Origin of the sequence: Sphingobium sp. PNB, assembly GCF_019873065.1 — a bacterium.
GTDB classification, from domain to species: Bacteria; Pseudomonadota; Alphaproteobacteria; order Sphingomonadales; family Sphingomonadaceae; genus Sphingobium; species Sphingobium fuliginis.
In genome coordinates this window covers 42,357-55,425 of record NZ_JAINEZ010000030.1, presented here as the reverse complement: position 1 = coordinate 55,425, position 13,069 = coordinate 42,357, and the positions used below count along the sequence as shown (strand labels likewise).

Here is a 13,069-nt window from a genome sequence, read left to right as displayed (position 1 = left end):
ACTACCGGGATAACCGCCGACACTCACGAAAAGGGGGTCAATGTTGGGCGCCGATAAGGGGTCAACTTTGCGCGCCGGTTGACATGTTCTATCCCCGAAGGCATGAAGGGATGCCTTCTGCAAGGGATGAGGGGTGTAACATGCAGCTTCGTGCTATTCTGCTTGGCTCGGCGAGCTGGAGCGCGGCTTTCCTGATCGCAACCGGCGCGGCCTGTGCGCAGACGAATGCGGACGCAGCCTCCCCGGCTGCCGCAACGGCGCCGCAGGGCAGCGACACGGCGTCGGACAGAGGAGAGCCGGTCATCATTGTGACAGGTTCCCGCATTGCGCGGCCGACACTGGATTCGCCGATCCCCGTAACATCGCTGTCGATTGCGGACCTTACCCGGAGCGGCGGCACCGTCATCGGCGATGTGCTGAATGATCTGCCCTCGCTGCGGTCCTCCTACAGTCAGGCGAACTCCACCCAATATATCGGCACGTCCGGCCTCAACCTGCTCGATTTGCGTGGCCTGGGCGTCACGCGCTCGCTGGTTCTGGTGAACGGCCGTCGCCATGTCACCTCGTCCGAAGGCGATTTTCTCGTCGATACGAACACCATTCCCACCGACCTCATCGAGCGCGTCGACATCGTGACCGGCGGCAGTTCGGCCGTCTATGGCTCCGATGCCATGGCCGGCGCGGTCAATTTCGTGCTGAAGCGCGATTTCGATGGCCTTTCGCTTGACGGCAAGGCCGGTATCTCCAGCTATGGCGACCGGGGAACCTATCGGCTGTCGGGCACCTTCGGCCGGAATTTCGCCGACGGACGGGGCAATGTTGCGCTGAGCCTGGAATATAATCGCGCGAATTTGCTGACCTATACCGACCGGCCCGCCCTGACTGGCGCTTTTTCCGGACGGCGGCAATTCCAACTGGTCGACAATCCGTCTCTGGACAATGACATTCCCGACAGAAGCTTCCTGACCGGGGTGCACAGCTTCGGTTATGACAATGGCGGCAATTTCATCGCCTATAATGGCGGCAGCCCCCTGTCCTGCGGCACTGGCGCTGCGGGGGCCTGCCGCGCAAATGGCTTCCCGCGCGTTTTCGGCTTCAACCCCGACGGATCGCTTTACGAATATGCCTATGGCAATGATTTCCGCCCTGCCGGATCCGGGAATAATCAGAATGGCAACGGCGCGACGCTGAACGATCGCGGCACGCTCAATCCCTCGCTCAAGCGCTTCGTGGCGAATTTCCTTGCCCATTATGACGTGTCGGATGCATTTCGCCCCTTTATCGAGGCCAAGTTCGTCCGGGTGAAGAGCTTTAACCAGGGCAGCCCGACATTCGGACAAGGCGGGGAACAAGGCACGGTCGCGTCGGAGGATGAGGACGGCAATCCGATCCGCGTGGCGGCGACGCCCGACACCTATCTGGGATCGGGCGTTCCGATCTTCTTCGACAATGCCTATTTGCAGCCGGGCGCGGCAGCCACCATTCGCTCGCTGCTGCCGGCGGGCGCGGAATTCTTCCGGCTCAACCGCAATAATAACGATCTTGGCACCCGCGACGAATATGACCGCCGCGACACCTATCGCATCGTCGTGGGCGCCGAAGGAACGTTCAACGACGACTGGCGCTATGATTTTTCCGTCAACTACGGGAAGTTCAAGAGCCGCTCCCTGTTCTTCAACAACCGTATCGAATCCCGCTTTCAGAATGCGGCCGACGCCGTTTTCAACGCTGCGGGCAATATCGTCTGCCGCATCAATCAGGTGACCGTCACAGACCCGGCCTGCGCACCGCTCAACCTCTTCGGGGACGGTGCGCCCAGCCAGGCGGCGCTCGATTATATCAACACCACATCCCATCGCCGGGGTAGCGCCAGTCAATTCGACATCAACGCCAATCTGGTGGGCGACAGCTCGCAATGGTTCGAGCTGCCGGGCGGTCCCGTCGCCTTTGCGATTGGCGCCGAATATCGTCGGGAAAAGGCGTTTTACGCCTATGACGATACGGTGAAGAGCGGCGATACTTTCCTGAACGCCATTCCCGACTTCAATCCGCCATCCTTCGCCGTGAAGGAAGCCTATGGCGAACTGGACGTTCCCCTTCTGAAGGACATGCCGTTCGCGCGGGAACTCAGCGTCAATGGCGCGGTTCGCGTCGCGGACTATAAGGGCGCAACCGGCACCGTCTGGGCCTATAATGGCGGTGCGATCTACGCGCCGGTTTCCGACATCAAGTTCCGGGTCAATTACTCCCGGTCGGTGCGGGCTCCGACACTGAGCGACCTTTATTCCTCGCCGTCACAGAATTTCGATCTTCTGGACGATCCCTGCGACGTCAATTTCATCGACAAGGGCAAGTCGACCCGCGCGGCCAATTGCGCCGCCGCCGGCGTTCCCGCGGGCTTCGTCAACAGCGTGGCGCGGGCCGGAAGCACGGAGTTTCTGTCGGGCGGAAATCCCAATCTGACCGCCGAAAAGTCGCGCAGCTGGACCTATGGGTTCATCCTGCAACCGCGCATGATCCCGGACCTGTCGATCACGGTCGACTATTACGACATCAAGATCAGCAAGGTCATCAGTGCCGTGGATGCGCAGACCATTCTCGACGCCTGCTATGATGGAGCAAATCTGAACAACCAGTTCTGTCAGCTCATCTATCCCCGTCAGGCCAATGGACTGTTCGCCAGACCGGCCCTGTTGCAGAGCACGGTGAACTTCGCCGCCCTGGTGGCGAAAGGCATCGACATGGATGTCGCCTATAATCATCGTTTCGACCCCGACAACAGGATCGCGGTCCGGGTCGTCGGCACCTGGGTGCGGACCCGCACGGACTATCCCTATCTCGACAATCCCAGCCAGCCCGAACGGGTGAAGGGAGAGCTGGGCGATCCGATCTGGAACGTCAATGCGTCCATCGACTATACGCACCGCAACCTCACCCTGGGGTATCAAATCCGCTATATCGGCCGCCAATCGATCACGGATTGGGAGGCTCAGCACGACACTTATGGTGTGCCTGCGCTCGATCCCAACTATGCCGACACCGTCTATTATCCGCGCGTTTTCTACCATTCGATCCGTGCGTCGCTGGACGTCGACAAGCGGTTCACCCTTTATGGCGGGGTCGACAATCTCACCAACCGTAAACCGCCCTACGGATTGTTCGGCAATGGCAGCAATGGTGATGGCGACGCCATTTACGACAATATCGGCCGCTTCATGTATATGGGCGTGTCTGTCAAACTTTGATTTGCAAAGCGGGGATGGGAAAGGGCGGGCGGGTTTGCGTGCCCTTTCTCAACAACATGTGACTTACCGATACAGGTCGAAAATGACGTTTGGGCAGCTTAACCCTCGGTAATGACTCAAGCGTCGAATTCCGGTTTTCGAAAGCGGACAGGGATGCCCGCCATATCAGTTCGACCTCGCCCGTCGGTCCAGAATCTGCTTGAGAGGATTGGGTTTGCCCGGCGCCACACGCCGAAGGGTATTCGTATCGTGATGGTCGAACGGGTCGGGCCTGCCGTGGACGGCAAGAGTGGTGTGAATATCATAGCTCCAGCTATCGTCGCCGTCGAAGCGGATGTCGATCCGGTATGCATCCGTTCGAAAACCATATTCCAGGAAAGCGGTCGAGCATATCCCATATTGCGTCTGACCGCGTGCCGCGACCAGCGACAAATTGTCGTCGCCGACCTTGGCGTGGCCCGCGGCCAGCGCCACCTGCCCACGTGGAATAGCCAATGTCTGCAGGATCAGCCCGGTCGCCGGTTCCCATAGCCAGTAACCGACCTGATCGTGGAAGGTGATGTCCTCTTCCTCGGTCGTGATATGGGTGTGATAGCGCAGGCCGTAGAAAAGCTGCGGCCCGTTGGTTTGAGGATCGATGGCATCGAACGAAACGCGCTCAACGAACACGCGCCGCTCGGGAGCGTCTGCCTTGGGATTGATATCAACACCCTTATGGGCCTCCCAGCGACCGGCCAGCCTCGCCAGCGGTCCCAGATTGGCGAGCGTGTCGGGGTCGACACCCGTTGGCTCGGTAAAAATATCCTGAGGAAACGGATTCATGGCCTTTCCCTGCGAAACGAGTGGAACCCGCAACATAGAACCTGATCCTGGTCGACCCAAGGACTCAATTCCTTGCCTGGCTCATAGGCTTAGGGCAAAAAATATGCCGCTGATCGCGTGCGTGAACGTGGACAGCGCGGGAAGGAATATCGGTGCGCCCGTTGCACGCATTGCCGGGATGGGAGAAGAGGCGGGCGATACGGACGGAAACCCTCGTCACGATTCGCGGCATGATCCAGTGCTGGGTTCGTCCCTGAACCGCTTGAGGAAAGAGATATGAGCAAGGACATCATCATCGCTGGCTATGCCCGGACGCCCATGGGCGGCTTTCAGGGCGCACTTTCCAGCGTTTCGGCACCGGAACTGGGCGCCGTTGCGGTGAAGGCGGCGGTCGAGCGCTCCGGCGCCGCGCCGGAGGCCATCGACCGCATCTATATGGGCTGCGTCCTGCCCGCCGCCCTCGGCCAGGCGCCCGCGCGGCAGGCGGCGCTTGGCGCGGGCCTGCCCCAGTCGGTGGAGGCGACGACGGTCAACAAGATGTGCGGTTCGGGCATGCAGGCGGCAATCATGGCGGCCGAAGCGCTGAGCGCCGGGGCCGTGGACATCGTCGTCGCCGGCGGCATGGAGAGCATGACCAATGCGCCCTATGCCCTGCCCAAGCACCGTTCCGGCGCGCGCATCGGCCACGACCGGGTCATCGACACGATGATGATGGACGGGCTGGAGGACGCCTATGATCGCGGCAAGCCCATGGGAGCCTTTGCCGAGGACACGGCCCGCGATTATCAGTTCACCCGCGCGGAAATGGATGCCTATGCGGTCGAAAGCCTCGCCCGCGCCAATGCGGCGATCGACAGCGGCGCCTTCGCTGCGGAGGTGGTGCCTGTCACCGTCAGGACGCGCGGCGGCGAGGTCCAGGTCGACAAGGACGAACAGCCCGGCAATGCGAAGCCGGAGAAGATACCCTCGCTGAAGCCCGCCTTCGCCAAAGACGGTGCGATCACGGCGGCGTCCTCCGCCTCCATTTCGGACGGCGCAGCCGCGCTGGTGCTGACCCGTGCGGATGTCGCTGAGAAGCTTGGCCTTGCCAGGGAGGCGCGCATCGTCGCCACCGCATCCCATGCCCATGCTCCCGCGCTGTTCACGACTGCCCCGGTCTTCGCAATCCGCAAGGTGCTGGAGAAGGCGGGCTGGTCCGCCGGGGACGTCGATCTCTACGAAGTGAACGAGGCGTTTGCCGCCGTCGCCATGATCGCGATGCGCGACCTCGACATTCCGCATGACAGGATCAACGTCAATGGCGGTGCTACCGCATTGGGTCATCCCATCGGCGCCAGCGGCGCGCGCATCATCGCCACGCTGGTGGCGGCATTGAAGGCCCGCGGCCTCAAAAAAGGCGTCGCGGCGCTCTGCATCGGCGGCGGCGAAGCGACCGCCGTGGCTCTCGAAATCCTCTAAGACGGATAGAGATAACAATTTGGACCGGCGCCGTCCTTCCGGATGGCGCCATCCTTTAATCCATGTCTCTCAGATTATGGATTATAGCGCGGCGCGGCTCATCGCGATGGAACGTCCTGCACGCGGCTGAAGTTTTCCCTTCAGTCGATGACCGGAGCCATGGAGCCAGCCGATGCTCGAACATATTCCCGCCTGGATGGGCAGGATCTTCACCAATGTCCGCGCCGGCCATGAAAGGCTGGCCATCGTCAGGGCCGGGCTGCAGGGAACGGCGCCCATGATCCCCCTGTCCAGCCCGGCTTTCGCTGCCGGCGGCCGGCTGCCGATCCGCTTCACGGCGGATGGCGAAGGGGTATCCCCGCCGCTTGTCTGGGGTGAGGTGCCGGCAGGCACGGCCAGCATCGCGCTGATCGTCGAGGACCCCGACGCGCCCACACCCAATCCGCTGGTCCATGGTCTGCTCTGGGACCTGCCCGGCGATCTCCGCCAGGTGGACGAGGGGGAGATTGCGGAGGGCAAGGAGGCCACCGTCGGTTCCGTTGGCCGAAACAGCTATCTTGCCCAGGCCTGGCTTCCGCCGGACCCGCCGACGGGCCATGGCGAGCATGATTATATTTTCCAGCTCTTCGCCCTGGCGCAGGCCATTGATCTGGGGCCGGGGCCCGGCCGGTCCGACATCGTCAAGGCGATGGACGGCCAAGTGCTGGGGGTGGGCGTGCTGGTCGGCACCTATTCCCGCGGCGATCCGGCGCCCGTCGGACATGTCGGCCCCGGCCTGGCGCGCGGTTAGCCCGGGAACAAGGCAGGCGCCTCGTCCGCCTGAACCGGCCGGCACCGATCCTTGGAACGTCTCCGCCCTCAAACCGTTCGGGACATGAAACAGAAACAAATCAGCCTCGCCCGACCGGCGTCCAACCCAGGTTAGTTCGCGCTGCGTAATAAACCGATAGAGAAGCGACAGGAGGGTCGTGCCATGGGCGATGAAGACGACACCGTTCATTATGACGGCACGGAAGGCGGCTGGGGCTCGATCAAGGGCATGGCCGAGATCGCCTGGCGCGAGAAGCCGACGCCGGCCGTCCTCAACACGCTGCGCCGGCAAAACAAGGTCAAGGGGTTCATGTGCGTGTCCTGCGCCTGGACAAAGCCCGCCCATCCGCATGCCGCCGAATTTTGCGAGAATGGGGCCAAGGCCACGTTATGGGAACTGACCAGCCGCCGCTGCACGCCCGAAGTGCTGGCCAGACACAAGGTCGGCGAGCTCAGGACATGGAAGGACCACGACCTTGAGCAGCTTGGGCGGCTCACCCATCCGATGCGCTTCGATCGGGCGAGCGACCGCTATGTGCCCTGCTCCTGGGAAGAGGCGTTCGAGGCGATCGGCAGGGAACTCAAGGCCATCGATCCCCGCGCCGCCGTCTTCTATTCATCGGGGCGGGCCAGCCTAGAAACAAGCTATCTCTATGCCCTGTTCGCCCGGGCCTATGGTCACAACAACCTGCCGGACAGTTCCAATATGTGCCATGAGACGACGTCCGTCGCGCTCAAGAAGCTCATCGGCTCCCCGGTCGGCACCTGCGTGCTGGCCGATTTCGACCTGTGCGACGCGATCTTCTTCTTCGGGCAGAATACGGGCTCCAACAGCCCCCGGCTGCTGCATCCGCTGCAGGAGGCGGTGAAACGCGGGGTGAAGATCGTGACCTTCAACCCGATCCGCGAAAAGGGTCTGGAAGTCTTCAAAAATCCCCAGAGCCCGACCGAAATGCTGACGCCCAAGGCGACGCAGATCTCGACGCTCTATCTGCAGGTCAAGGCCGGCGGGGACATTGCCGCCATCACCGGACTGATCAAGCATGTCCTTGCCGAGGAAGAAAGGAAGTGGCGCGAGGAACAGCGCCACGTCCTCGACATCGACTTCATCGAGCAGCACTGCACCGGATTCGAAGCGCTCAAGGCCCATGTCGAGGCGACAGGCTGGGAGGAGATCGAGCGCGAGAGCGGCCTTGCCCGCGCCGACCTCCGGCAGGCGGCGCAGATCTACATCGACGCTCCCCGCTCCATCGCCATGTACGGCATGGGCCTGACCCAGCATGTCCATGGCTTCGAAAATCTTGCGGCGCTCACCAATCTCTGGCTGCTCAAGGGCAATATCGGCCGCGACGGCACCGGCATATCCCCGGTCCGCGGCCATTCGAACGTGCAGGGCCAGCGGACGGTCGGCATTTCTGAAAAGCCGGAACTGGTGCCGCTGGACAGGATCGCCCGGCAATATGGCTTCGACCCGCCGCGGGAAGAGGGCATGAACACGGTGAAGGCGTGTGAGAAGATCCTGTCGGGAGAGGTGAAGGCCTTTATCGGCCTGGGCGGCAATTTCGTCCGCGCCATCCCGGAACGCGAGAAGATGGAGGCGGCCTGGCAGCGCCTGCGCCTGACGGTCCAGATCGCGACCAAGCTCAACCGCAGTCACCTCATAAACGGCGAAATCGCCTATCTTCTGCCGTGCCTTGGACGGTCCGAGGAAGACATGCAGGCATCCGGCCCGCAGGCGGTGACGATGGAGGATTCTCTCTCCTGCATCCACGGCTCGCTGGGCAAGAACAAGCCCGCCTCCGACCATCTGAAGTCGGAAGTGGCGATCGTGGCCGGAATGGCGAAGGCGACGCTTCCCCCCAATCCAAAGCTGGAATGGGACGCATGGACGGCGGATTATGCCAGGATCAGGGACAGGATCGAGGAAAGCTACCCGGACCAGTTCCACGACTTCAATGACAGGGTGTTCACGCCCGGCGGCTTCTACCGCGGCAATTCGGCGCGGGAGCGGATCTGGAAGACCGAGAGCGGAAAGGCGCAGTTCACCGTTCCCAAGACGATGAGTTCGGTCGGCTTCGAACCGGCGGTGGGCCGTTACAGGCTGGTGACCTTGCGGTCGAACGACCAGTTCAACACGACGATCTACGGCTATTCCGACCGGCTGCGCGGCATCGAAGGAACGCGCGACGTCGTGCTGATGAACCCTGAGGATATGGGAGCCGCCGGCCTTCGGGAGGGCCAGGTCGTCAGCCTGGCGAGCGATGCCGGGGACGGCGTTCATCGTCAGGTCGACGGTCTGGCGGTCACGCCCTTCCTGCTGCCGCGCGGCTGCCTGGGCGCATATTATCCGGAAATGAATCCCCTGGTTCCGCTCTGGTACCACGACGAACAGTCGAAGACACCTGCGGCCAAGGGCGTTCCCGTCCGCATCGTCATCTGAGATGCGGAAGCGCGGGGCAGCGGCATTGATGGCGATCCTGCTCGGCGGATGCAGCCAGGAAGCGCGCGACCTGGGCCCCGGCCTGCCGCAGACGGCGCCGCATGGCAATGCGGACCCGCGGATCGACGCCTATCAGGGGAATTTCTACCAGATCGCGCAGGGCGGCCGCTATTTCGCCTGGTATGGCTGTTCGCCCTGCCACAGCGAACAGGCAAAGGGCGGCGCCCGATTGTCCGATGGGCAATGGGTTCAGGGCGGGGGCTTCGCGGACGTCTACCGGTCGATCGCCACGGGCCATGGCGGCGCCTATGGCCGACGCGTGCCGGTCGAGCAGCTTTGGCAGATCACGGCCTATGTCCGCGATCTGCCGCTGCACTATCCCGAAAAGCGGCGGCGGCTCCTGCTCGACCAGAAGGGCGAGCCGCAGGAATCGGCATGGTCCGGCCCGCAATGAGCCGATCGACATCGGTCATCGCCATGCTGATCCTGTCCGCCTGCACCGGCGTCCAGTCGCCGCTCGCCCCGGCAGGGGATCAGGCGTCCGCTCTCCACATGCTTCTGATCGTCATGACGGTGGTCTGCGGGCTGGTCTATCTGCTGGTGATGGGCGGGCTCGTCTGGGCCCTCATGCGCGCCCGCTCGCGCCGCCGAAAGGATGAAGGACGGGCTGAAAAGCGGGTGGACCGCGCCCTCCATGTCGCGGCGGGGGTCATCGTCGTCGGGCTCACCATCCTCATCACCGCCAGCTTCTTCGCTGACCGCGCCCTGTTCGCAACCCGCGGGCAGGACGCCATGGCCGTGCGCGTGACCGGGCATCAATGGTGGTGGCGGATCGAATATCGCGATCCGGCGAGCGGGCGCTGGATCGAGACCGCCAACGAACTCCATTTGCCGCTGGGCCGCACGACACGGGTCGAGCTTACGTCGGGAGATGTCATTCACAGTTTCTGGGTGCCGAACGTCTCCGGAAAGATCGACATGATTCCCGGCCGCCGCAACCTTCTCGACCTGACGCCGCGTCGAACGGGCTGGTTTCGCGGGGCCTGCACGGAATTTTGCGGCGCGCAACATGCCCATATGGCCTTCGATGTGAAGGTGGAAGCGCCTGCCGATTTCGACCTCTGGCTGAAGACGCAGGCAGCCCCGGCGGCATCCGGCGCGCCCGTCACAGGGCGCGGAGCCCAGCTCTTCGCGACGAAATGCGCGGCCTGCCACAGGATCAGGGGCACATCGGCAACAGGACGGGCGGGACCCGATCTCACCCATATCGCCGCGCGAAGGTCCATCGCCGCCGGCACGCTGCCCATGACGCGGGGCGCGCTGCAAGGCTGGATCGCGCAGCCCCAGGCGTTGAAGCCCGGTACGTCGATGCCGGCCGTACCGCTGCTGCCTGCGGATGCCGATGCGCTCGCCGCCTATCTGGCGAGGCTCAGATGACCGCCGACGCGACCCTGATCGAACGGCTGGACGAAAGGTGGCGCGACCCGCCGGGCCTGCGGGGTTTCCTGACCACGGTCGATCACAAGCGCATCGCCGCGCGCTACATCGTCACGGCCCTGTTCCTCATGTTCCTGGCCGGCATGCTCGCGCTCGACATGCGATGGCAGCTGTCGGTCGCCGAAAACACCCGCATGAGCCCGCAGCTCTACAATGAAAGCTTTTCGCTGCACGGTTCGACCATGTTGTTCCTGGTGTCCGTGCCATTGATGGAGGCCATGGCCTTCTGGCTGGTGCCGCTGATGCTCGGCACGCGCAACATGGCTTTCCCGCGCCTTGGCGCCTTCAGCTTCTGGCTCTATTTCGGCGGCGTCCTGACCCTGTGGATCGCCCATGCGATCGACATCACGCCCGACCTTGGCTGGTTCGAATATCCCCCGCTCTCGGGTCCATCCTACAGCCCGGGGCATCGCGCCGACATCTGGGCGCAGATGATCACCTTCACGGAGGTTGCCGCGCTTGCCGCCTCGGTCAATGTCGCGGCGACCATCCTCAAGATGCGGCCCCCGGGCATGACGCTGACCCGCATGCCGGTATTCCTCTGGGCCATGCTGATCGCATCGATCATGACGATCCTGTCCATGCCGGCGGTCATGCTCGTCACCTCCATGCTGATCGCCGACCGGCTCGTCTCGACCCATTTCTTCTCGCCCGCCGGGGGCGGCGACACGCTTCTGTTCCAGCATCTCTTCTGGTTCTTCGGGCATCCGGAAGTCTATATCATCTTCGTGCCCGCCACCGGGTTCATATCCTCCATCGTCGAGACCTTTTCGCGGCGGACGCTGTTCGGCCATGCCGCCCTCGTCCTCTCCATGATCTCCATCGGCGCGCTGGCCTTCGGCCTGTGGGTGCACCATATGTTCGCCGTCGGCCTGCCCCGCCTGGGCAATGATTTCTACACCGCCGCCAGCATGGCGATCGCGCTGCCCGCCGGATTGCAGATCTTCTGCTGGATCGCGACGATCTGGCTCGGCAGAATCCGTCTTGCGACGCCGATGCTGTGGATTCTGGGCTTTGTCGCGACCTTCGTCATCGGCGGCCTTTCAGGCGTGATGACCGCCTCGGCGGCTCTCGACCTGCAACTCACCGACACCTATTTCGTGGTGGCGCATCTTCATTATGTGCTGATCGGCGGGGCGATCTTCCCGCTTTTGGGGGCCTTTGCCTATTGGTACCCCAAGGCGACCGGGCGGCTGATGTCGGAACGCTGGGGAAAGGTCGCCTTCGTCCTGATCGTCGGCGGCTTCAACCTGGGCTTCATGCCGATGCATTTCCTGGGCCTGATGGGAATGCCCCGTCGCGTCTATACCTATCCGCCCGGCATGGGCTGGGAAACGCTGAACCAGGTCGCGACCGCTGGCAGCGCCATCGCCGTGGCGGGCGGGCTCGTCTTTGTGGGCAATGCGCTATGGGCCTATTGGCGCGGCCAGCCGGCGGGCGACGACCCATGGGGCGGATCGACGCTGGAATGGGCGTCCCCCTCCCCGCCGCCGCCGTACAACATGGCGCATGTGCCCGTGGTGCACGGCCTGACCCCGATGTGGGACGATGCCGGGCGGCTCGACGTCATGGACGGCCTTCGCCCGGACCGGCGCGAAGTGCTGGTAACGTCCGTGACCGACGCCATTCCCCTCTACAGGCAGAAGAGCGCCGCGCCGTCGATCTGGCCGCTGCTGGCGGCGCTCGCGGTCTCCGCCATGTTCATCGGCAGCATTTTCACGCCTTGGGCCATTGTCGTCGGCGCGGCGCCGGTCGCCGCCACCCTGACGGGATGGTTCTGGCCCAGCCGGCCCCGCTCCCGATCGGGACCATTGGGAGTGAATGCATGAGTCCTTCCCGCTCCATCCGGATCGTCGGCGATCTTTCCACCCTGCCGGAAAGCGCATCGGGCCCGCGCCATCTGGTCTGGTGGGGCAATATCGGCTTCATGGTCATAGAGGGGACCGGCTTCGCGCTCGCCGCCGCGGCCTATCTCTACCTTATGACTCAGGCTCCTGCCTGGCCGCCCAAGGGCGACGCCTTGCCCGGACTTTTGTGGAGCGCGATCTTCACCATCGGCCTGCTGCTGAGCGCGGTGCCCAATGTCTGGGTGTTGCGCTGCGCCAGGAAGAAGCATCTGAGCGGCGTGCGCTGGGGTACGCTGGCGATGGCGGTCATCGCAGCCTTGCTCTTCATACCCCGCGCGTTCGAGTTCGCGCATCTCGGCATATCCTGGCATCAGGACGCCTATGGATCGATCGTCTGGACGCTCCTCGTCCTCCACACCACCCATGTCGTCACCGACTGGTTCGACACGGTAGTGCTGGGCGTCTGGCTTTTCACCCATGAGGTCGGAGACGATCAGTTCGCGGATGTGGAGGACAATTCCAATTATTGGACCTTCGTGATCCTATGCTGGCTGCCCGTCTATGCCCTCATCTACTGGGCGCCGAGGGCGCTATGACGCCCAGCCGCCTCAGCATCCGGGCGCGGGCCTGGATCGGCCTGCTGCTGCCGCCGATGACCTGGTTCCTGTTCGAACAGGGCCTTTCCGCACTGCTCCATGCCGATTGCGGGCGATGGCGGATCGGCCTTGCTTGGGGGGTGGTCAGCATCGCCCTTTGCGCCTTGGCGGCGCGCATCGCCTGGCCCCTGACAGGGTCGCATGGCCCCCTTTCCCATCCCTGGCTGGCCAGGCTCGCCATCGCCGTCGCGGGCATATTCGCGCTGGCGAGCGCCTTCCAGACCCTCGCCCTGCTGATCGTGCCGCCATGCGTCGGATAGGCGTGATCCTTCCAGCGCCGCCGCCGGGCTGTCT

Annotated in this window: 11 protein-coding genes; 10 read left to right on the top strand and 1 reads right to left on the bottom strand. The window is 63.5% G+C overall.

Going from position 1 to position 13,069, the window contains the following annotated elements:
• The first annotated feature begins 140 nt into the window (after nt 1-140).
• On the top strand, nt 141-3,245 hold the full coding sequence (locus tag K7W03_RS12195) for a TonB-dependent receptor domain-containing protein (RefSeq protein ID WP_222886427.1): 3,105 nt from the start codon (nt 141-143) through the stop codon (nt 3,243-3,245).
• Between the two features lie 165 nt (nt 3,246-3,410).
• Here the strand turns inward: K7W03_RS12195 and K7W03_RS12190 are convergent, their stop codons facing one another.
• On the bottom strand, nt 3,411-4,067 hold the full coding sequence (locus K7W03_RS12190; RefSeq protein ID WP_065846351.1) for an FABP family protein: 657 nt from the start codon (nt 4,065-4,067) through the stop codon (nt 3,411-3,413).
• A gap of 103 nt (nt 4,068-4,170) precedes the next feature.
• Here K7W03_RS12190 and K7W03_RS12185 point away from each other — a divergent pair, with 103 nt between their 5' ends.
• The 9 genes from K7W03_RS12185 to K7W03_RS12145 all read left to right on the top strand — a co-directional run bounded on the left by K7W03_RS12185 (nt 4,171) and on the right by K7W03_RS12145 (nt 13,035).
• Nucleotides 4,171-4,347 carry a hypothetical protein gene (locus K7W03_RS12185; protein ID WP_165363361.1) on the top strand — a complete coding sequence of 59 codons (177 nt, stop codon included), beginning with the start codon at nt 4,171-4,173 and terminating at the stop codon, nt 4,345-4,347.
• On the top strand, nt 4,344-5,525 hold the full coding sequence (locus tag K7W03_RS12180) for an acetyl-CoA C-acyltransferase (protein WP_065846350.1): 1,182 nt from the start codon (nt 4,344-4,346) through the stop codon (nt 5,523-5,525). The genes K7W03_RS12185 and K7W03_RS12180 overlap by 4 nt, the downstream gene beginning before the upstream one ends.
• 172 nt (nt 5,526-5,697) lie before the next feature.
• A complete protein-coding gene (locus K7W03_RS12175; protein ID WP_044660838.1) occupies nt 5,698-6,315 on the top strand; it encodes a YbhB/YbcL family Raf kinase inhibitor-like protein in 618 nt (205 codons plus the stop codon).
• Between the two features lie 183 nt (nt 6,316-6,498).
• Entirely contained in the window at nt 6,499-8,775 is a 2,277-nt protein-coding gene (locus tag K7W03_RS12170) for an FdhF/YdeP family oxidoreductase (protein ID WP_065846349.1), read from the top strand.
• A gap of 28 nt (nt 8,776-8,803) precedes the next feature.
• A complete protein-coding gene (locus K7W03_RS12165; RefSeq protein ID WP_130030002.1) occupies nt 8,804-9,229 on the top strand; it encodes a cytochrome c in 426 nt (141 codons plus the stop codon).
• The gene (gene coxB, locus K7W03_RS12160) at nt 9,211-10,212 is read left to right on the top strand and encodes a cytochrome c oxidase subunit II (protein WP_207212583.1); all 1,002 of its coding nucleotides are present in this window, start codon (nt 9,211-9,213) and stop codon (nt 10,210-10,212) included. The genes K7W03_RS12165 and coxB overlap by 19 nt, the downstream gene beginning before the upstream one ends.
• Nucleotides 10,209-12,101 carry a cbb3-type cytochrome c oxidase subunit I gene (locus tag K7W03_RS12155; RefSeq protein WP_065846346.1) on the top strand — a complete coding sequence of 631 codons (1,893 nt, stop codon included), beginning with the start codon at nt 10,209-10,211 and terminating at the stop codon, nt 12,099-12,101. The genes coxB and K7W03_RS12155 overlap by 4 nt, the downstream gene beginning before the upstream one ends.
• On the top strand, nt 12,098-12,715 hold the full coding sequence (locus K7W03_RS12150) for a cytochrome C oxidase subunit III (protein ID WP_065846345.1): 618 nt from the start codon (nt 12,098-12,100) through the stop codon (nt 12,713-12,715). The genes K7W03_RS12155 and K7W03_RS12150 overlap by 4 nt, the downstream gene beginning before the upstream one ends.
• Nucleotides 12,712-13,035 carry a hypothetical protein gene (locus K7W03_RS12145; RefSeq protein WP_061933930.1) on the top strand — a complete coding sequence of 108 codons (324 nt, stop codon included), beginning with the start codon at nt 12,712-12,714 and terminating at the stop codon, nt 13,033-13,035. Before K7W03_RS12150 ends, K7W03_RS12145 begins: the two co-directional genes overlap by 4 nt.
• Nucleotides 13,036-13,069 lie beyond the last annotated feature (34 nt).